This is a genomic window from Streptomyces sp. CB01635, assembly GCF_002803065.1.
Lineage (GTDB): Bacteria > Actinomycetota > Actinomycetes > Streptomycetales > Streptomycetaceae > Streptomyces.
The window spans coordinates 124,924-144,189 of the sequence record NZ_NNBL01000009.1 but is presented as its reverse complement, the minus strand read 5'-3'; the positions used below and the strand labels follow the sequence as shown (position 1 = coordinate 144,189).

Genomic DNA, 19,266 nt, shown 5'->3' with positions numbered 1-19,266 from the left:
GCCGGCCGACGTCCGCTGTGAGTCAGGGCCGCGGTCTGGGCCGGGCGATGAGTACGGAAACGTCGTCGTGGTCGTCCGGATCACACAGTGCTTCCAGGAGCCGGTCGCAGGTTTCTTCCAGGGAGAGGTCGTGGCTCTCGAGTACGCGGAGAAGGAGGTCGAGACGTTCGTCGATGGCGTCGCGGCGTGTTTCGACCAAGCCGTCGGTGTAGAGGACCAGTTGATCGCCGGGGCGCAAGGGCACGGTGGTCGTTTCGAAGGGGACGCCGCCGACCCCGAGGGGTGCACCAGATGGTAGGTCGAGCAGCTCGGGGGGCCCGCCTGCAGGTGTCAGTGCGGGGGGCAGATGTCCGGCTGTGGCGATTCGGCACCGGTCGCTGCGCGGGTCGTATTCGGCGTAGATGCAGGTGGCGATGTAGGGGTCCAGACCGGTGGTGATCTTGTCGAGGCGTTGCAGCACCTGGGCGGGCGGGAGGTCGAGGTCAGCCAGGGTCGCGGTGGCGGTGCGCAGGCGGCCCATCGTGGCGGCCGCATCGATGCCGCTGCCCATCACGTCGCCCACCACGAGCGCGGTCTTGTCCTCTGTGAGGGGGATGACGTCGAACCAGTCGCCACCGACCTCGGTAGAGGTTCCAGCAGGTTGGTAGCGGGTGGCGATCTCCAGGCTCTCGGATGGCGTCGGCTGGGGCAGCAGGCTGCGCTGGAGCGTCACCGCAGTGTTGCGGACGCTTTGGTACAGGCGTGCGTTGTCGAGGGATACTGCAGTTCGGCTGGCGAGTTCACCGGCCAGGGTGACGTCGTCCGCGTTGAAGGGCAGTTGATTGCGGCCGCGCATCAGCCCCAGGACGCCGAGCGCCCGGCCCTGGGCGGCCAGCGGTATCGCGAGATATGAGTGGATGCCGACACTGGCCAGGACAGCGGCGGCTCCGGCGTCACGGGCGATGCGCGCCAGATCCCACTCGTCCACGCGAGTCACCAAGATCGGCTGACCGGTCCGTACGCATTGCGTGGGCAGTCGATCGGCGTCATAGCTGACCAGTTGGTCGGCCGTGCCGGCGGCGCCGGTCGCCTCGGCGAGGTAGGCGGCCTTCACAGCGAGGGTGCGAAAGAGCGCCGGACCGCTGTCGGGTGTCGCGGGGCGGCGATCGTCCAGGGCGGAGTCGAGTACGTCTACGACCGCGAGGTCGGCGAGCTCGGGCACTGCGACGTCAGCCAGCTCGCGGGCGGTCTGTTTCATGTCCAAGGTGGTACCGATACGGGCGGAGCCCTCGGCGATCTGGGCCAGACGCTGCCGGGCCTGGGCCGCCGCTGTGATCGCGCCGTGCCGATCGGTGACATCCACCACCGACGTGGCGACACCAAGAACCTGACCGTTGGGATCCTCCAACCGGTAGACGGAGACAGACCAGGCATGATCCCTGTCAGGGTCGGCCGGGGTACGGCCAATGGTGTACTTGTCGACCAGAGGGCGTCCGGTCTTGAGTACTTCTCTGACTGCAGCCTCGGACGCGTCGACACTGTCGGAGGGCAGGACCTCGCGAAAGCCCCGACCGAGGTGGTCCTCGGCAGACAGGCCGTGTATCCGCTCCATCGCCGGATTGACGGCCACATAACGCAGATCGGTGTCCAGAACCTCCAGCGCGACCGGCGACTGGGCGATCAGCTGCGTGGACAACGCCAAGTCCTGCTCCACCTTACGCAGCGTCGACACATCGGTGGCGATACCCAGAGCGTAGAAGTCGCCCTGCTTGTCCGGCAGACGGTTGTAGCGGAATTCCACCAGCCGCGTACTGCCGTCCTTGTTCCGGACGGGAATGAGTCCGGCCCAGCTCTCGCCGGTCTCCATCATCTGCTCGCACTTACCGGCGACCAGGTCCATATCCGGGTCATGGACCAACAGCTGAGCCGCGTGCTGTCCCAGCACTTCCTGCGCGGAGTAACCGAACAGCTCCTCGGCCTGCGGGCCCCACCACACGAACCGCCCGGCCGTATCAAGCGCCACCACCGCCACACCGAGCGCATCCAGGACCCCGCTCGGCAGCTCCAGCCGGAGATCGGACGAGCCGCTGTCGGCACTGAAAGATCCCGCTTCACTCATCCCCGGGTGCTCCTTCCACCTGCCAGGGCGACGCGCGCCCAGCGCAGGCCCTGGGGCTGCAGCACTTGGATGTTTTTAGTGCCTTTCTGGTGCTTCCATAGTCTCCTGCGACGACCGACGACGCACAGCGCCGGGCGAGGACCTGCGATCATCGAGTGTGAGTAGTTGAGGTACAGGAAGTGGCGCCGAGAAATCCGGTTGCCGTAGGCATCCTGGCCGGTGCTGTCGAGGAGCTCCCACGTGTGGAGTGCTTTCAGGCCCGGCTGGTGGCGCTGCGGGGCCTCGCAGCGCCACCAGCAGGCCATGCCGGAGCCCCGTTCAGCGGGCAACTGTTTCACCGGGTGCCGGTGAAGAGGCTTCCGTACAGCGCCTTGCGGTCATCCCGAGCCCTCGGTCCGGTCCGTGTTTGCGGGCACGCCGCTGCCGGTCACCGGGACAGGAGGATCGCTCCTCATCCGGAGACGACCGAGTCACCCGGCGGAGGTCAGGACCGCCCCGCAGGCCGACCGGAGCATGCTCAGCCGCGGTAGGTCTCCAGCAGCCGCAGCCAGACTTCGCCGAGGGTGGGGAAGGCGGGGACGGCGTGCCAGAGCCGGTCGAGGGGCACCTCGCCGGCGACTGCGATGGTGGCCGAGTGCACCAGTTCCCCGACGCCGGGGCCGGCGAAGGTGACGCCTGCCACGGTGTTGCGGTCGGTGTCGACGAGCATCCGGACCCGGCCGCGGTAGTCCTCGCCGTACTGGTGGGCACCGGCGACGCGGGCGAGGTCGTAGTCGACGACCTCGATGCGGCGCCCGCTCTGCTCGGCCTCGCGGCTGGTCAGGCCGACGGAGGCGACCTCGGGGGTGGTGAAGACGACCTGGGGGACGGCCGCGTGGTCGGCGGTGGCGGCATGCGGGCCCCAGGGGGCGTCGTCGATGGGCTCTCCCTTGGCGCGGGCGCCGATGACGGTACCGGCGATCCGGGCCTGGTACTTGCCCTGATGCGTCATCAGGGCACGACGGTTGACGTCGCCGACAGCGTAGAGCCAGCCGCCCTCGACGCCGGTGACACGGAAGGTGTCGTCGACGGTCAACCAGTCACCGGGTGTGAGACCGACGCTCTCCAGGCCGATGTCGCGGGTCTGCGGGGCGCGGCCGGTCGCCAGCAAGATCTCGTCCGCGGCCAGCTGTGTGCCGTCGGAGAGCGTGATCCGTACCTCGTCGTCTTCGCCGCCCTCGCGGGCCAGAGAGGTGACGGTGGTGTTGAAGCGGATGTCGACGCCGGCTTCGCGCAGTCCGTCCGTGACCAGTTCGCCGGCGAACGGCTCCATCCGCTCAAGGAGTCCGTTCTCGAGGACGAACATGGTGACCTGGGAGCCGAGCGCCTGCCAGGCGGTGGCCATCTCGACGGCGACCACACCGCCTCCGACGACGGCGAGACGCCCGGGCACCTTGTCGGCGCTGGTGGCCTCGCGGCTGGTCCAGGGGCGGACGGTGTCGAATCCGGGAATGGGGGGCAGAGCGGCGCGGGTGCCGGTGGAGACGGCGACGGCGTGCCGGGCGGTGAGGACGATGGTGTCGCCCTCAGGGGTCTGCACGGCCACCTGCTTGGGGCCGGTGAGGCGGCCGTGGCCGCGGATGAGGTCGACGGAGACTGAGTTCAGCCAGTCGACCTGGTCCTCGTCCTTCCAGTACGAGGACATCTTGTCGCGGTGTGCGAGGACCGCCTCGACGTCCAGCGGGCCGGCCACCGCCGGGTTGAGCCCGGGTATGCGGCTCGCGTCGGCACGTGCCACCACCGGCCGCAGCAGCGCCTTGCTCGGGTCGCAGGCCCAGAACGAGCACTCACCGCCGAGGAGGTCGCGCTCGATGATCACGGTGCTGAGCCCTGCGGCGCGGGCGCGTTCGGCCACGTTCTCGCCGACCGGCCCTGCGCCGATGACGATCACGTCGTAGGTGCGGGTTGTCCCGTGCATCACTGCTGTGTTTTTCACTGTTTCGTTCCTCAATGCTTTCGTGAGTCGGGCCGGACGCTTGGGCGGTCGCGGCTCATTGCCGGCCGCGTATGCCAAACCCGCCGCCGGACGGCGCCGGGGCCGCCGTACCGCAGGGGGGCGAGGGGGCCCGGTCACGGGTTGGGGCGGCCTCTGCGGCAGAGCCGTCTCTCGGCGCCCGCGGCCCCGTGGCAGCCGGACCGCCGGGCAGCAGAGAGCACCCTTGCGCTTGCCCGCCGGCCGCCCGGTGCCGGCCTCCGGCCCGGCCCGCGAGAACCGCTGGGCCGGACCGGAGGCCATCCGGGCCGGACACAGCCCGTTGCAGCCCTTGAACGGTGGCTTGGGGGTGTCAGCGGCCAGGGAGGCGCTGTGTGACCTCCTGGAGCACCCAGCCGTTGCCGTCGGGGTCGCTGAAGGTGAGGAAGGAGCCGTAGGAGGCGCGCTCGGGGTGCAGGCCGGCCAGCCGCTCCTGGCCGGGGCCGCGGTGGGTGACGTCCCCGTCCTCGTGACCGTGGAAGAGGCCGCCTGCGTCGTGGAAGATCTCACTGACCTCAATGCCGCGGCCGACGAGCTCCGCGCGGGCCTCCTCGATGTCGGAGACGATGAGATACAGGCCCTGGAACGAGCCGGGTGCGATGGGGGTCATCCCCTCGCCGAAGCTGATCGAGCACTCGGAGCCGGGCGGCGTGAAGTGCACAACCCGGACGTCCTCGTTGGCCGTGTAGTCGACGTCCAGGCGGAATCCGACCTTCTCGTAGAAGGCCTTGGCCCGGTCGACGTCGGAGACGGGCAGCACGATCATTTCAAGCTTCAGATTCATGGTGATGTCCTTGTTCCTTGACGTCGGTGAATTCGCATCCAATGCGTCACCGGTTCAACAGGCAGTGGCCCCCCCAAGCTCGCCGTGTCGGCGTCTCGATTGCCACCGGCGCTCCACGGACGAGCGCCGGCCGGGTCGGTGAAACGGCTCGTTCCTAGACGACCGTGAGCACGACCTTGCCCTGGATGTGCCCTCGGGCGGCGCGTTCGTGCGCGGCTCGGGCATCAGCGAGCGCGAACGTGCTGTCGATCGCGACGCGGACGGTGCCCGCGTCGAGCAGGCGTCCCAGCGCAGCGAGCTGCGCACCGTTTGAGCGGACCTGAGTGCCCGTGACTGTGACGCCCAGCTTCGCGGTCTCTTCTTCGTCGAATTCGCCGAAGAACACGGGGAACTGGGAGCCGCCGCGCTTGAGCGTGCGCAGGAAACGCTTGCTGTCGGGGCCGCCGACGGCGTCGAGAACGAGGTCGACGTCGTGCACGAGTTCCTCGGGACGGCTCTTGGTGTAGTCGATGAACTCGTCGGCGCCGAGCTCTCTCAGGAACACTTCATGCGCGCCCGACGCCACTGCGATGACACGTGCCTCCTTCCATTTCGCCAGCTGTAGCGCGAAGTGCCCCACACCGCCCGCGGCGCCGTTGACGAGCACCGTCATGTTGGCGTCGAGCGGCACCGGACGATGCTGCGCCGTCTGGAAGGGTGATGGGTGATCGTGTCCGAGCTCGATCAGGAACTGCCATGCGGTGAGCCCGGCCATAGGCGCCCCGGCGGCGTGCACGTGATCGATGCCGGCCGGCTTGAGTGCGAGGTCCGACGCGGGCGCGGCCACGTACTCGGCATATGTGCTGCCGTCGAAGCCGGGGAAGCGAAGGAGGCCGAAGACTTCGTCACCGACGGAGAAGTCGTCCACATCCGGGGCGATGGCCTCGACGACGCCCGACAGGTCCGTCCCCGGAATCACGGGCAAGCTGAACTTCGGCCGCACCTTCGGAGGCAGGTTGGACATCCCGTCGCGCAGGTACCAGTCGGGCGGGTTGATGCCGACCGCGTGCACGCGAACGAGCACCTCACCCGGCCCCGGCTCGGGAGTCGGCACCTCGTCGTAACGCAGAACTTCAGGGCCGCCGTGCTCATGGAGCCGGACCGCCCTCATTGTGTGTGTCGGCATCGTTTTCTCCTGCCCGCGCTGCGGGATAGGCTTATTCGGATCAGCGATCCACATAAGTGGACCACTGATCCGAATATATGGACCACTGATCCGATTAGTCAAGGGGGACAGATGCGGGCCGACGCCAAGAAGAACCGCGACCACCTGCTCGCAGTAGCGGGTACCGCCATCACCGAGCAAGGCGTCGACGTGTCACTGCGCGACATCGCCCGCAGGGCCGATGTCGGACTCGCGACGCTGCTGCGTCACTTCCCGACACGCGAGGCGCTGCTCGATGCCCTGCTCCACACGAGCTTCGACGAACTGACTGCCAAGGCAGGCGCCCTCGAAGCGTCCGGCTCGCCCGACGATGCTCTCGCTTCGTGGCTACGCGACTGCGTCGCGTGGACAACGGAGTATCGGGGCGCGATCGTGCTGATGGCAGCCGCCATCGATGACACCGAGTCCGCGCTCCATGCTTCGTGCGTCACTCTGCGCGCGGCCGGAACGCGGCTCCTCACCCGTGCCCAGGCCGCAGGTATGGCGCGAACCGACATTGATGGCGCCGACATGTTCGCGCTGGTAATGGCGCTCGCTTGGCTCGGCGATCAACGCTCGCTCGCGCCACGCGCCGATCACCTCTTCGACGTTGTCGCAAGCGCGATCCTGACCAGCACAGCGAGCAGCGATACCGAGGGGGAACGCGGCCCTCGCACCGGTAGTTGAAATCGTCGCGCACGCGTAAGAGCGAACTCGGCCGCGCGCTCGGCAAGAGCGGATTGACGCCGAGTTCGCCAAGGCGGTCAAGGTCACCGCGCGACCGCTGGAAAGCGGCTGACGAGGGCGGAGACGCGCTAGCTGATCACGCCCTGGTCGGGTCACGACGGTCAGTCCTGCCCTCCGTCGTCGTCCTCGGGGTGCTGCACCCCTCGTAGTCGTCGGGGTGCTGCACCCCTCGTAGTCGTGAAGGACGTCCCGATTGCTCCAGCCCTTCGCCGACCCCAGTCACGATGCCTTCCCCGACCCCGGGGGCTGCGGGCTCCTCCGCCGCGCCCACAGCCACCTCGGTGTCCGCGTCATCCCCTGCACCCTCCGTCGTGCTGTTTCGCTATGAGTGTCCGCCGTGGTTGTCGCCGTGGGGCTGGTCGCGGCCATCCCCGTCCGGCGCGGTACGAAACACCGTCTGCATCAGTGAACCGAGCGGACCGAACTGCCCGTGGCCACCCGGCGCGCGTCATCCGTGTTGGTTCACCGCCCGGGTCAGCTGGCGGTTCACTGCTCGGGCGCCTGTGAGTCCGGTGCATGCACTTGCTGGGCTGGTAGCCCAACTGCGCATCTGTCGCACGGATAGGTATCGGACGCATATGCCGGGTTCACCCCAAGGGGACGGGCCATGGACGAAGCGTTCGTCGTGGCCAGGCCAGGCCAGGCCAGGCCTCGCCGACCCGGCCCGCCGCGCTGACGCTGATCAGCGGAAGGGCGAGCGAAGGCCCATTCGTCCGGCGCCCACGGGACGCCACCAGCGCTCCGAGTGCCGTGACTGCGTGCCGATAAGTAGGGAGCCTCGACGATCTCGACAGGCGAAAGGCATTGCTGCTCCGGCATTCGAACGGACCACGGGCAGCACCCTGACTCCCACGACCCGTGAGCAAGGAATTAGGAGTCAGTGCCGGTCTCGATGAGGTGCCGTTGAAGGTCAGGCGGTCGACGCGCCGGGGGTCGGTGAAGGTTTTGGTCCAGCCGCCGAAGGTCACGTTGGAGGCGACGGCGACACTGTTGTTCTCTTCGCGTTCGGTCAGCGCCTGAAAAAGGAACTCGGCGCCGTGGCGGTCGAGTTCCATGTAGCCGAGTTCATCGATGCAAAGGATCGACGCGGCCATAGCGGGCGATGAACGTGTTCAGCTCCTGCTCGTCGGCGGCCGCAGCCCGGAACATGAGGACTGCGTCCAGGCGCAGTTCACACAGGGACGAAGACGGCCTCGTCGGCCCCGTCGAGGATGAACCCATTGTCGAAGCGGACCCGTACGCTCACGTGAGGCACCCGTTCCTGGAAGGCGGTCCACGCGGGTTCCAGAGAGGCAACCTTCTCTTCGAGCTGCCTCCTGCTCTCCGTGGGCATGTCCAGTCCGAAGGCGTCGAGCAGCGACTTGAGCCGCTCGTGCTCGCGCACGTCCTCGCTCTCGTCCTGGTGGTCGGTCACCCGCTCGATGATCCCGCTGGTGCCCGCCGCCAGGGACAGGAACCCGATGATGACCCCCGACACCTCAACCGAATCGGTCAGCCTGGTGTCGGCTGCCAGCTCCACCCGCTGGCCTTCCTTGAGAGCCATCGACTTCCCATCTCTGTTACGCACTGTTCCCGGGTCGGACCCGCTGCGAAGCGGGCATCCGCCGAGGCTATATCGGCAGCAGGCTCGCACGTCGGTTCGCCCAGGAGCGGGCCACCGCGAAGGCCGTGCTCTCCGCGCCCCTCGACCGGGCGATCAGGCCGTCCTGGCGCTCCGGGGTCCAGGTGTCAGGATGTTCCGTGAGCCGCCCACGAAGATGGAGCTGCCGAACGGCAGGGGCTTGAGCTGGGCGCGGGCGGTGTAGAGGGCGGCGGTGTATCCGGCGGGGCCGGAGCCGATGATGATGACGTCGCCTATGCCGGGCTCCGTCACGCCGCTCATGCCTCCTGCTTCGCGTCGATCTCGGTGATCAGGGCCTCGATGCAGGTCTTGATCTCGTCGCGGATCGGGCGCACGGAGTCGACGCCCTTGCCCGCCGGGTCATCGAGGGCCCAGTCGAGGTATTTCTTGCCGGGGAAGATCGGGCAGGCGTCGCCGCAGCCCATGGTGATGACGTAGTCGGACGCCTGGACGGCCTCGGTCGTGAGGATCTTCGGCTTCTGGTCGGAGATGTCGACGCCGACCTCCTTCATGGCCTCGACCGCGGCGGGGTTGACCTGGTCGCCGGGGATCGAGCCGGCGGAGCGGACCTCGATCCGGTCGCCCGCGAGGTGGGTGAGGAATCCGGCGGCCATCTGCGAGCGTCCGGCGTTGTGGACGCAGACGAACAGGACGGAGGGGAGCGGCGAGGAGGGCATGGGTTCTTCCTTCGTAACGTGGAGCGAGTAGCTCAACAGGCGGTGACGACAGGGGATGACGGGAGATTTCAGGCGGTGCTCGGCAGCGAGTCGAGCAGTTCGGTGATGGGCGCGTCGATCGCGTCGCGAATGGTGCGTACGACGGCGATCGGGGCGCCTTCGGGGTCGGCGACGGGCCAGTCCAGGTAGCGGCGGTCGGCCACGACGGGGCAGGCGTCGCCGCAGCCCATCGTGATCACGATGTCGGCGGCTTGGACCACCTCGTCGGTCAGCGGCTTGGGGAAGGCGGTCTCCCCGGACGGGACGCCTGCCTCGGTGAGGACCTGGGCCACCGTCGGCTCGACGGCCGCGGCGGGATGGGTGCCGGCGGACGACACCGTCACATGTCCCTGGGCGCGGTGGGCGAGCAGGGCCGCGGCGAGCTGTGAGCGTCCGGCGTTGTGGCCGCAGGCGAACAGCACCCGGGGCAGTCCGCTGCCCGGCGATCCCTCGATGTGTGCCAGTGCGTCCAGGCGTTCGGCCGTCAGGCGCTCTGCCAGGACGACCAGGTGGGTGGTGACGCGGGCGGTCGCGGCCAGGCGCTCGTAGGAGTCGGTGATGACTCTCTGCACGGTCTCCGCGGAGAAGCGGCCGCGGTGCGAGGTGGCCAGGCGGGCGGCTCCTGCGGCGAGACGCTCATCGGGCAGGACGGGGGACGGGGACATGAGAACCCCCTTCGGCGGGTCCCAGGAGATCAGCACCGACTGGTATCAGCGCAGAGTGATGTGAGAGTATCAGCCCATGCTGACTTCAGTCGACACTGATGTGATCCGGGTCCTGGGCGACCCGCTCCGCCTGAAAATCGTCACTCTGCTCGCCCAAGAGACGCTCTGTACGACGCACCTGGTGGAGGAGACCGGAGCCAAGCAGACCAACCTCTCCAACCACCTGAAGGTGCTGCGCGAAGCCGGCCTGGTGGAGACGGAGCCGTGCGGCCGCTTCACCTACTACAAGCTGTGCCCCGAGGTCCTGGCAGGCTTGTCAGAGCAGTTCGCCGAGCTCGCCGCATCGGCCCGTACCGCCGCCGAGAACAAGAGGGCCTGCTGATGAGCCGCACCGACACCATCCCGCAGACCGGCCAGGGTGCGGCGTCCGGCGCCGGCATCGTCGCCAAGCTCTCCACTCTCGACCGCTACCTCGCGGTGTGGATCCTCATCGCGATGGGTGTCGGGCTGGGTCTGGGGCGCCTGATCCCGGGTCTGAACGACGCCCTGGCGAAGGTCGAGATCGGCGGCGTCTCGCTGCCGATCGCGCTCGGCCTGCTCGTGATGATGTACCCGGTCCTCGCGAAGGTGCGCTACGACAAGCTCGACACGGTCACCGGCGACAAAAGGCTGATGGTGTCGTCGCTGGTCATCAACTGGATCGTCGGCCCGGCGGTGATGTTCGCCCTGGCGTGGATCTTCCTGCCGGACCTGCCTGAATACCGCACCGGCCTGATCATCGTCGGCCTGGCCCGCTGCATCGCCATGGTCATCATCTGGAACGACCTGGCCTGTGGTGATCGTGAAGCAGCCGCGGTCCTGGTTGCCCTGAACTCGGTCTTCCAGGTCATCGCCTTCGGCCTGCTGGGCTGGTTCTACCTCGACCTGCTGCCGAAGTGGCTGGGCCTGGGCGATGGGCAGAGCCTGGACATCTCCATGTGGAAGATCGCACTGAACGTAGTCATCTTCCTCGGCATCCCGCTGGTCGCGGGCTTCCTGACGCGCCGCGTCGGTGAGAAGAAGCTCGGCCGCCAGAAGTACGAGTCCGACTTCCTTCCGAAGATCGGCCCTTGGGCCCTCTACGGCCTGCTCTTCACGATCGTCATCCTCTTCGCCCTGCAGGGGAAGACGATCACTTCGCAGCCGGTGGACGTCGTGCGGATCGCCCTGCCGCTGCTGGTCTACTTCGCCGTCATGTTCTTCGGCACGTTCCTTCTGGGCAAGGGCCTCGGCCTGGCCTACGACCGCACCGCGACCCTCGCCTTCACGGCGGCCGGCAACAACTTCGAGCTGGCCATCGCGGTCGCCATCGCCACTTTCGGGGTGACAAGTGGGCAGGCACTGTCGGGCGTCGTCGGCCCACTCATCGAGGTACCGGTACTGATCGGCCTCGTGTACGTCGCTTTGGCATGGCGCAAGAAGTTCACCGCGTCCGTGATCGGTACACCTGTATGACTCTGGAGCACATCGGGGTGCGGTGGCCCACGGGCCCGGGCGGCTTGCCGTCGGCCACCGCCCGCGCTGCCGGGCCGGGGCTCCGCCATTTCCGCGCCCGGGCCCTGGCTGCGGCTGCCGCGTCAGAGACTCTTTGGGGGGTGAACGGGCGCAAGGCGAGGGTCAGCCAGGTGCTGCCGCTGGAAGCTCCTTGCCGAACCAGTGATCCGCCTTGCCGTGGCCCTCGTATGGCTCGATCTCCTGATAGCCGTGCCGGGAGTACAACGCCCGAGCCTCGATGAGCTGGCTGTTGGTCTCGCAGACGATCCGGGTCGCACCCAGTCGCTCGGCTGTCTCCTCGACAGCCCTCAGCAGGCCGCGCCCCAGTCCCGATCCGCGTCCGGCAGGGCGCACGTACATGCGCTTGAGCTCCGCGGTGGCCGTGGGCGAGTCCAGTAACCGCACCCCTGCGCAGCCCAGGAAATCTCCTCGTTCATTTCGTGCGACGAGGAACGCGCCGCCGGGCGGGCTGAGAGTGAGGTGCGGGTCCGTTGCCAGCACAGCACGAAGTTCTGCATCGGTGGCGGAACGGCCCAGTACCCGCCGCCCCATCTCGGTGAAGTACTCGCGCATCACCTCGTCGACGCCCGCGCGGAGGACTGGTTCGGCTTTGATAGTCCAAGTAGGCATGCACGTCATCGTCCCGGGCCGGCCCGCGGCCGTCCATGGCCGTGCTGACGGAATTCAACTGCCTGGGCTGCAGGCTTAGTTGCGCAGATCGAGCATGGCCGACATCGCTGCCACGACCGAGGGTGCGACGCGGTAGTACACCCAGGTGCCGCGCCGTTCCGACGTGAGCAGTCCGGCGTCCTTCAGCTTCTTCAGGTGATGGGAGACGGTCGGTTGGGAGACGCCGACGTCGGAGATGTCGCACACGCACGCCTCGCCGCCCGCGTGCGAGGCGACCTTGGAAAACAGCCGCAGCCGCACCGGATCGGACAGGGCCTTGAACATCACGGCCATCTTCTCCGCGTCCGCCTGCGACAGCTCCCCGGCGGTGATCGGCGGGCAGCACGGCACCACAGCCTCGCCGTCCAACACCGCCAGCTCGACAACCTTTGAATTCGACATACGTCTATGTTGACACTCGTCGATACGAGTGGCAAGCTCCAGACATAGACAGACATCGAAACAAGGGGTTGTCGTGACCGCACTGATCCGCACCGCCCTCAACGCCGCCCGGGCCCGCCGCACGGTTCGTCACCTGGCCGGCGTCACCTTCTGCGACAGCCGTGCTCAGGTCTGCGACAGCTCCTGCCGCGCCGCGGCCCACCAGCGGCGCGCCCAGATGTCCGCGCTCTCCTTCGCCCGCTGATTCCTCCCACCCACTTCAGGAGACCGACCGTCATGAGTGAGCAGCAGCTCCCCGTCGTCGTCATCGGAACCGGACCCGCCGGGCTCGCCGCGGCAGCCCATCTCCACGAGCGCGGTATCGGGCACTTGGTTCTGGAATCCGGTCCTGCCGCCGCGTCCGCCGTGCGCGAATGGTCACACGTACGGCTGTTCTCCACCTGGGGCGAACTCGTCGACCCGGCGGCCGAGAAGCTCCTCGCGCCGACCGGCTGGACCAAGCCCGACGCCGCCGCCTATCCCACGGGAGGCGACTGGGCCGACGAGTACCTCCAGCCGCTCGCCGACGCCCTCGGCGAGCAGGTCCGCTACGAGGCCACGGTCACCGGTGTCTCCCGCGCGGGGCGTGACCGTATCGTCGACGCCGACCGTGAGAGTCAGCCGTTCGTCGTCCACTTCACCACCCCCGCAGGCGAGGAACGCGCCTTCGCCAGCGCCGTCATCGACGCCTCCGGCACCTGGACCACACCCAGCCCCGCCGGCGCGAGCGGCCTGCCGGCCCTCGGGGAAACGACCGCGGCCGACCGGATCACCTACCGCGTTCCCGACTTGAAGGACCCGGCCGTGCGGGCTCGTTACGCGGGCAAGCGCACCGCCGTGATCGGTTCCGGCGCGTCCGCGTTCACGGCCCTGGCCTCCCTGGCCGAGCTCGCCAAGGACGACGCCGGCGCGCACGCGGTGTGGATCCTGCGGCGCGGCATCAGCGGGTCCACCTTCGGCGGTGGCAGCGCCGACCAGCTCCCGGCCCGCGGCGCACTCGGCCTGGCCGCGAAGGCCGCCGTGGACAACGGCTACGCGGACGCGGTCACCGGCTTCCGCACCGAGGCGGTCGAGCGCGATGCGGACGGCCGGCTGATCCTCGTCGGTGAGGACAGCCGCCGCCTGGACCCGGTCGACGAGGTCATCGTCCTGACCGGCCTGCGCCCCGACCTCTCGTTCCTGTCCGAGCTGCGCCTGGGCCTGGACGAGCGCCTTCAGGCCCCGGTCGAGCTGGCCCCGCTGATCGACCCCAACCAGCACTCCTGCGGCACCGTCTACCCCCACGGGCACCGCGAGCTCTCCCACCCCGAGCAGGACATCTACCTGGTCGGCATGAAGTCCTACGGCCGTGCCCCCACCTTCCTGGCCATGACCGGCTACGAGCAGGTCCGTTCCGTCGTCGCCGCCATCGCCGGGGACACAGAGTCCGCCGACCACGTCGAACTCACCCTGCCCGAGACCGGGGTGTGCGGCGGCGCCGGACTCTTCGACGACCCCGCCGCAGAGCAGAGCGAGGGCGGAGGCTGCTGTGCTCCCGCGCCCGCCGTTGTGCAGATCAGTGTGGGCGCAGGCGCTGCCCTCACCGTTGAGGAGTCGTCCTCGGGCGGCTGATGCCCTTGGCAGAGGGCATTGATCCAGCTCCACGCCGCAGCGACCCGACGTGGCGCGAGTTCCTGACCGCCCAGGCCGAAGGCATTATCGCCTGCGAATTCGTCCACGTCGACCTGGTTGATCTGCGCCGGGTGTATGCGCTCGTGTCCCTCGAGCACGGCACACGCCGGCTGCACATGGCAGGAGTGACTGCCCATTACAGCGGACCCTGGATGGTCCAACGGGCGAGAAACCTTGCAGTTGAGTGGGGTATGCGGGCGGACTCTCGCTGCGTCTCTTGTCCCCTCCCCCCTAGCCCGGGAGCACCCGACGCCCATGGTCGCCACGTCCGCTCACCGGGTGCTACGCACCCGCATACTCGGCGGCGTGATCAACGCGTACACATAGGCCGCCTGACCAGGGGTGATGACTTTCCGAACGGCGCATGATGCGTACGGCCCGAGGGACACCGAACCCGCGATGCGGGACGAGGCGAGCCCGTAAATGACGGGCACGCGCCTGACGTTGTGGCGGGCCGTCGTCACGGAGATCTCGCCCCTCCGACGTCGGCGCCGATGCTGACCGCTTGGCCCCGGCGCGACGGGCGTCGGCACGTTACTTGACGATCTCCAGCACCGCCATCATGCCCGCGTCCTCATGGTTGAGGATGTGGCAGTGAAGCACGGTCTTGCCGGTGTAGTTCTTGAAGCGGGTCCGGACGACGATCTTCCCCTTGGCGGGCACGCTCGCCGTGTCCTGCAAGCCGTGGCCGTTGTGCGGTCGGCCGTTGATGCTCATCAACTGGAATTTGTTGACGTGCACGTGGAACGAGTGTTCCTCGTTGCTGTCGTTGCGCACGGTCCACTCCTCGACCGTGTTCAGCTTGGACCGGACGTCCACTCGGTTCGGATCGAACTGCTTGCCGTTGATGTAGAACTTGCTGCCGTCCTTGTTCTCGGAGAACACGACGGTGTGCCGGGCGGCGATCGCCGAGTGGCTCAGGTCCGTGACCGGCGCGAAGGCTGAGGTGGGCAGGGCCGCCGGGTGCGTGGAGGGTCCTTCGGAGACCAGGGTTGCCAGGGTCGCCTGCGGGAACTTGTTGCCGGCCGGCCCGGTGTTGTAGGCGAGCGTCTGCAGCTGGGTACGGCCGGTCGGACCGCCCTGTACGAGCACGTCGAAGCGCGCGCCTGCCGCGAGTAGGAGCGAGTCGGCTGTCCAGATCCGGTCGACGGGGGTGCCGTCGTGGGCGATCACACGGAACCGCTGACCCTGCAGGTGGATCTTGTAGTAGATGTTGGCGCTGATGTTGGCCAGCCGCCACAGCTGGGTCTCACCCGGCCGGATGCGGATGGTCGGGTTCAGCTGACCGTTGACGGTGCGATTGGTGGACGCGCCGATGTGCAGGTTCTGGGTCCGGACCGCATCACCCTGGACCTGGAAGTCCTTGAGCCCGATGACGTGCTCGGTGATGTGGCGCAACTTCGCCGGCAGGTACTCCTGCAGCCCGTCGACGATCAGGACGCCCGACATGCCCCCGGCGACCTGCGGTGCCGAGATCGAGTGTGCATGTGAGTGGTACCAGTAGGTGCCGGGCCGCAGGGTGTTCGGAAACTGGTAATCGTAGTGAAACGTCTGGCCGGGATTGATATGGACGAAGATGTTGTCGGAGTTGCCGCTCGGCGACACATGAAGCCCATGAACATGCAGATTGGTGAACTCGTTCAGCGAGTTCTTCATCGACAGGTCCACCTTGTCCCCCGGCCGGATGCGCAGCGTGGGAGGCATGTAACTGCCGTTGTAGGTGAGGGCCCACAGCTTGCGGCCGCCCACCTCGACCTTTCGCCTCTCCACGATGAGTTCCACCCGCAGGACCCCGTTGCGGCTCACCATCTGCGCCGGCTCCTTCAGCGGCGCGCCCTGCGCAACCGCCGGTGACTGCAGGGGGGCAGCCACCGTCTGCGCCTGCGCCGGTTCCCGCTCCGGCGGCTGCTCGCCGGAACAGCCACCGACCAGGAGGGCGATGACGACAACGACGGCAGTGGCCAGTTCGGGCAGCTTGAACCGAGACCGCATTATCTCTCCACTCCTGGGACTCCCACATCGCACGTAGCTCACTCCCAGCAAGCACGTGGTCGCGCCTGTGCGCTACCCCGGTGGAGCGTTCGCGCGACACAGCCACCCCCGATGTACGGACGTCGCCCGGGGCTGCGGGCGGGACGACGGTCCACTGAGGTGTGGGCATACCTGTGGTTGGGATCCGCCGAATCCGGAGGATGCGGAGACCGCGGGCCTGATCAACCGCGGATGCCGGGCAAACCGAGTGCATCACTGCTCGCTGAAGGCGCGTAGTTCTGCGTATCTCGTCTCTGACCTGGTCATATCCCTTGATGGGGCGCAGCTCCGCAGACCGCCAGCAGATTCTTCGTCTCCTGGTGGTACAGCAGTTGCACCCAAGCTGACCAGCGGAAACAGTAGATGGTGCGGCTCTCTGGCGGGGGCTGGTCCGGAAATGGTCCGGATCTTGGTCCGTATCGGCTTGCGCAATGTGCTGCTGCTGGGCGGGGCCTTCTCGGACCGGCGCTGTGATCGGCAGTGCGACGAACTGGATTCCGCCGGGGACCTCCCCCGTCTGCCGAGCGCGGCCGCCGAGTTCAGACGTCCGGGCGGCGGCGCCGGGCAGGCCGTTGAGGCAGTCGGTCGCCTTGTGGCCTTCGGCGGTCACTGAGTCGCAACGGAACCGTTCGGACGCTGCGGAGGCGGAAGCAGGAGCAGGAGCGGCAGTGAGGAGCACGGCGGCGCCAACCCGGGGGACGACGCAGCACGTCGTAGCGGAGGAGCGGCCAGGGTCACCAGGCGCTGCTCCACCCGGTTGTGCTGGAATACGAGTCCAGCAGGTCCACCACGAAGACCAGGGTCGAGCCCGCCGGGATCAAGGGCGAGGGCGACTGATTGCCGTAGCCGAGACGCGGCGGAACGATGATCTCGCGCCGACCGCCGACCTTCATCCCCCTCACCCCCCGGTCCCAGCCCTTGATGACCTTGCCACCGCCCAGGGCGAACTTGAACGGCTGGCCCCGGTCCCAGGAGGCATCGAACTCCTTCCCGGACTCGAAGGTCACCCCGACATAGTGGACCCTGACCACCATGCCCGGCTTCACCTCAGCCCCGTCCCCGACGACCAGGTCCCGGATGGTCAGCTCGGTAGGAGCGTCACCCTCCGGAACGTCGACCTCGGGCTTCGTCAGTTCACTCATTGCAGCCTCATCACTCTCCGTCGGAAGCCGTCGCACGGACCAGTCGGACACATGAACACTCCATGCAGCAGATGGTCACGCTATCGAGAATGCCGGTCGTCCCCGGAGCGCTGCGGCTGCCGAATATTGCATCCGTCCAGGTCAGGCGTCATTCCGGTACGCGTGGATCACTCCGCCGAGCTGGTCTTGTCGGCGTATGTCGAGACGGGTGACTTGTTCGGGATCGGTGATCGGTTCGAGGCGCCGCGGGCAGTGGCGCCGCCTGGTTCATCGCTTTCGACCAGATCCTGTGCGCCGCCGGCACCCAGACCGTGCTCACCGGCGTCCGAATACCACGCGCTGCAGTTCGGCCACGCCGACCAGTCCCGACGGATGCGGCTGCGGCGCCGCGCCGCCCTTTACGGAGGACGGCGCGGCGACGGTCGGCAGCGCCTCAGGTACCGACGACCACCCGGTGGTCGGCGGTGAATGGCTTGCCCGCGACCAGTTCGGACTCCTGCCCGTCGGGGCCGACCGGGAGTTCACCGATCAACGTGACGCGGTGCAGACGGCGCTCGACGTTCAGGTGCTCGATGTCGCGCGGGGCGAGGTGGGCGGTGGCCCGGTTGTCCCAGAAGGCGACACTGCCGGGCTCCCAGCGGAAGCGGACGGTGTACTCGGGGCGAGTGATCTCCTCGTAGAGCAGGTTGAGGATGGTGCGGCTCTCGCTCGGGGTCACGTCGACGATGTGGCTGGTGAAGCCGGGGTTGACGAAGAGCGCGCGCTCCCCGGTCTCGGGGTGGACGCGGACCACCGGGTGGACGGCGACCAGCAGGTTGTCGTTCACACGGCGGGCGTAGGCGCTGTCGCCTGTGGGCTTCTCGGCGCCGCCGTAGCGGTGCTCGGCGCGCAGCGTGTCGACGAAGGCACGTACCGGGGCGGACAGGCCTTCGTACGCGGCGACCAGGTTGGTCCACTGGGTGTCGCCGCCGAACTCGGGGACGGTTTCGGCGCGCAGGATCGATCCGGCGGGCGGGTTGACGGAAGCGGTGACATCGGTGTGCCAGCCGGAGAAGTAGCTGTAGCGGCGCTTCTTCGTGGCCTCGCGGAACCCCTTGCCGTAGCGCTCCTCGTAGCGGCGCGGGTCGATGGTGAAGATCTCGGGGTGGTCCTCCGGCGGGGTGTCGTCGTGCGGGTGGGCATAGGTCAGGTCGCCGAACTGCCGGGCGAAGGCGATCTGCGAGGCGTGGTCGAGGTCCTGGCCGCGGAAGAAGACGACCTTCCAGCGGTGCAGCGCCTCCTTGATGACGGCCAGGTCGCCGTCGGAGAGGGGCTTGGAGAGGTCGACGCCGGAGATGTCGGCGCCGGTGTGGCCGGAGGCGGGGCGTGCGGTCGCGGTGGAGGTCGTCGGCTTCGACGAGATGGTCGAGGTCATGGTGGTCAGCCCTTCTGTGCTGCGGCGAGCGCCGCGTTGAAGTCGTTGGTGACGACGGAGGGGTCGAACTGCTTGGAGAGGTCGACCTTCTGCGGTAGCCGGCCGTTCTCGGTGCAGAGGTCGGCGTGCTTCTTCTGGGACTCGACGACGCCGTCGTCGATGGGGACGTAGGCGGTCGTGCCCGTGGTCTGGAAGACCTGCTCGCCCAGGGGCGTCTGCTTGCGAATCTCGACGTAGTAGGCGTCGACCCACGCGTCCGGGTCGGAGCGGACCTACGCGTTGCCCTCACCCAGGGTGCGGTGAAGTCCAGCAGCGCCTCGCGCTTGGTCGGGTCGGCGTCGACCGTCACGGACTCGAGAACGTTGCCGGCCCACTGTCGATGTGGAACAGCACCTTGTACGGCAGGTTCTTCACCTGTCGCGCTCGCCGTCGGACACCTCGAGAGCGGTCAGCAGACTCTTCCCTTGGTCGCCGACCGGAGCGTCACCGTGCCCCGGCTGCCGCCGCCGTCCGACGACGTAGCCGCGGTGGAGTCCACTC

The 19,266-nt window shown here is 68.1% G+C and carries 17 protein-coding genes and 3 pseudogenes; 6 read left to right on the top strand and 14 right to left on the bottom strand.

Annotated features, from left to right (window positions below):
* Positions 1-22: 22 nt before the first annotated feature.
* The 4 genes from CG723_RS23805 to CG723_RS23790 form a co-directional block, all read right to left on the bottom strand.
* Positions 23-2,098 carry a SpoIIE family protein phosphatase gene (locus CG723_RS23805; RefSeq protein ID WP_100595496.1) on the bottom strand — a complete coding sequence of 692 codons (2,076 nt, stop codon included), beginning with the start codon at positions 2,096-2,098 and terminating at the stop codon, positions 23-25.
* A 517-nt stretch (positions 2,099-2,615) separates the two neighbouring features.
* On the bottom strand, positions 2,616-4,055 hold the full coding sequence (locus tag CG723_RS23800) for a dihydrolipoyl dehydrogenase family protein (RefSeq protein WP_100595495.1): 1,440 nt from the start codon (positions 4,053-4,055) through the stop codon (positions 2,616-2,618).
* A 367-nt stretch (positions 4,056-4,422) separates the two neighbouring features.
* Positions 4,423-4,893 carry a VOC family protein gene (locus CG723_RS23795; protein WP_100595494.1) on the bottom strand — a complete coding sequence of 157 codons (471 nt, stop codon included), beginning with the start codon at positions 4,891-4,893 and terminating at the stop codon, positions 4,423-4,425.
* 154 nt (positions 4,894-5,047) lie between these two features.
* Positions 5,048-6,058, bottom strand: a complete 1,011-nt coding sequence (locus tag CG723_RS23790) for an NADP-dependent oxidoreductase (protein ID WP_199841875.1) — start codon at positions 6,056-6,058, stop codon at positions 5,048-5,050.
* Positions 6,059-6,169: 111 nt separating this feature from the next.
* Here CG723_RS23790 and CG723_RS23785 point away from each other — a divergent pair, with 111 nt between their 5' ends.
* On the top strand, positions 6,170-6,763 hold the full coding sequence (locus tag CG723_RS23785) for a TetR/AcrR family transcriptional regulator (protein ID WP_100595492.1): 594 nt from the start codon (positions 6,170-6,172) through the stop codon (positions 6,761-6,763).
* Between the two features lie 930 nt (positions 6,764-7,693).
* Here CG723_RS23785 and CG723_RS23780 read toward each other — a convergent pair.
* The 5 genes and pseudogenes from CG723_RS23780 to CG723_RS23760 all read right to left on the bottom strand — a co-directional run.
* Positions 7,694-7,957, bottom strand: a pseudogene (locus CG723_RS23780) (ATP-binding protein); the annotation flags it as partial.
* 37 nt (positions 7,958-7,994) lie between these two features.
* Positions 7,995-8,366, bottom strand: coding sequence for a hypothetical protein (locus tag CG723_RS23775; protein ID WP_100595491.1), 372 nt, complete (start codon positions 8,364-8,366; stop codon positions 7,995-7,997).
* Positions 8,367-8,549: 183 nt separating this feature from the next.
* Positions 8,550-8,705 (bottom strand): annotated as a pseudogene (locus tag CG723_RS23770) (FAD-binding protein); the annotation flags it as partial.
* A complete protein-coding gene (locus tag CG723_RS23765) occupies positions 8,702-9,121 on the bottom strand; it encodes an arsenate reductase ArsC (RefSeq protein ID WP_100595490.1) in 420 nt (139 codons plus the stop codon). The gene CG723_RS23765 and the pseudogene CG723_RS23770, both read right to left, overlap by 4 nt.
* 68 nt (positions 9,122-9,189) lie before the next feature.
* Positions 9,190-9,825, bottom strand: coding sequence for an arsenate-mycothiol transferase ArsC (locus CG723_RS23760; RefSeq protein ID WP_100595573.1), 636 nt, complete (start codon positions 9,823-9,825; stop codon positions 9,190-9,192).
* Between the two features lie 76 nt (positions 9,826-9,901).
* Between CG723_RS23760 and CG723_RS23755 the strand changes: the two genes are divergently transcribed.
* On the top strand, positions 9,902-10,207 hold the full coding sequence (locus CG723_RS23755; protein ID WP_100595489.1) for an ArsR/SmtB family transcription factor: 306 nt from the start codon (positions 9,902-9,904) through the stop codon (positions 10,205-10,207).
* Positions 10,207-11,319: an ACR3 family arsenite efflux transporter gene (gene arsB / locus CG723_RS23750; RefSeq protein WP_100595488.1), complete on the top strand. Its 1,113-nt coding sequence runs from the start codon at positions 10,207-10,209 to the stop codon at positions 11,317-11,319. The genes CG723_RS23755 and arsB overlap by 1 nt, the downstream gene beginning before the upstream one ends.
* A gap of 162 nt (positions 11,320-11,481) precedes the next feature.
* On the opposite strand, the gene CG723_RS23745 is transcribed toward arsB, so the two are convergent.
* Complete coding sequence (locus CG723_RS23745) at positions 11,482-11,988, bottom strand: GNAT family N-acetyltransferase (RefSeq protein WP_100595572.1); 507 nt, start codon at positions 11,986-11,988, stop codon at positions 11,482-11,484.
* Between the two features lie 75 nt (positions 11,989-12,063).
* Entirely contained in the window at positions 12,064-12,429 is a 366-nt protein-coding gene (locus tag CG723_RS23740; RefSeq protein ID WP_100595487.1) for an ArsR/SmtB family transcription factor, read from the bottom strand.
* Positions 12,430-12,502: 73 nt separating this feature from the next.
* On the opposite strand from CG723_RS23740, the gene CG723_RS46980 reads away from it, so the two are divergent.
* The 3 genes and pseudogenes from CG723_RS46980 to CG723_RS47790 form a co-directional block, all read left to right on the top strand.
* Positions 12,503-12,673, top strand: coding sequence for a hypothetical protein (locus tag CG723_RS46980; protein WP_199841864.1), 171 nt, complete (start codon positions 12,503-12,505; stop codon positions 12,671-12,673).
* 32 nt (positions 12,674-12,705) lie between these two features.
* Entirely contained in the window at positions 12,706-14,079 is a 1,374-nt protein-coding gene (locus CG723_RS23735; RefSeq protein WP_100595486.1) for an NAD(P)-binding domain-containing protein, read from the top strand.
* An 8-nt stretch (positions 14,080-14,087) separates the two neighbouring features.
* Positions 14,088-14,345: pseudogene (locus CG723_RS47790) on the top strand (integrase core domain-containing protein); the annotation flags it as partial.
* Positions 14,346-14,673: 328 nt separating this feature from the next.
* Here CG723_RS47790 and CG723_RS23725 read toward each other — a convergent pair.
* From CG723_RS23725 to CG723_RS23710, 3 genes are all read right to left on the bottom strand, one after another.
* Positions 14,674-16,131, bottom strand: a complete 1,458-nt coding sequence (locus CG723_RS23725) for a multicopper oxidase family protein (RefSeq protein ID WP_100595485.1) — start codon at positions 16,129-16,131, stop codon at positions 14,674-14,676.
* Positions 16,132-16,904: 773 nt separating this feature from the next.
* Entirely contained in the window at positions 16,905-17,312 is a 408-nt protein-coding gene (locus CG723_RS23715; RefSeq protein WP_100595483.1) for an FKBP-type peptidyl-prolyl cis-trans isomerase, read from the bottom strand.
* 433 nt (positions 17,313-17,745) lie between these two features.
* On the bottom strand, positions 17,746-18,726 hold the full coding sequence (locus tag CG723_RS23710) for a TauD/TfdA dioxygenase family protein (protein WP_100595482.1): 981 nt from the start codon (positions 18,724-18,726) through the stop codon (positions 17,746-17,748).
* Positions 18,727-19,266 lie beyond the last annotated feature (540 nt).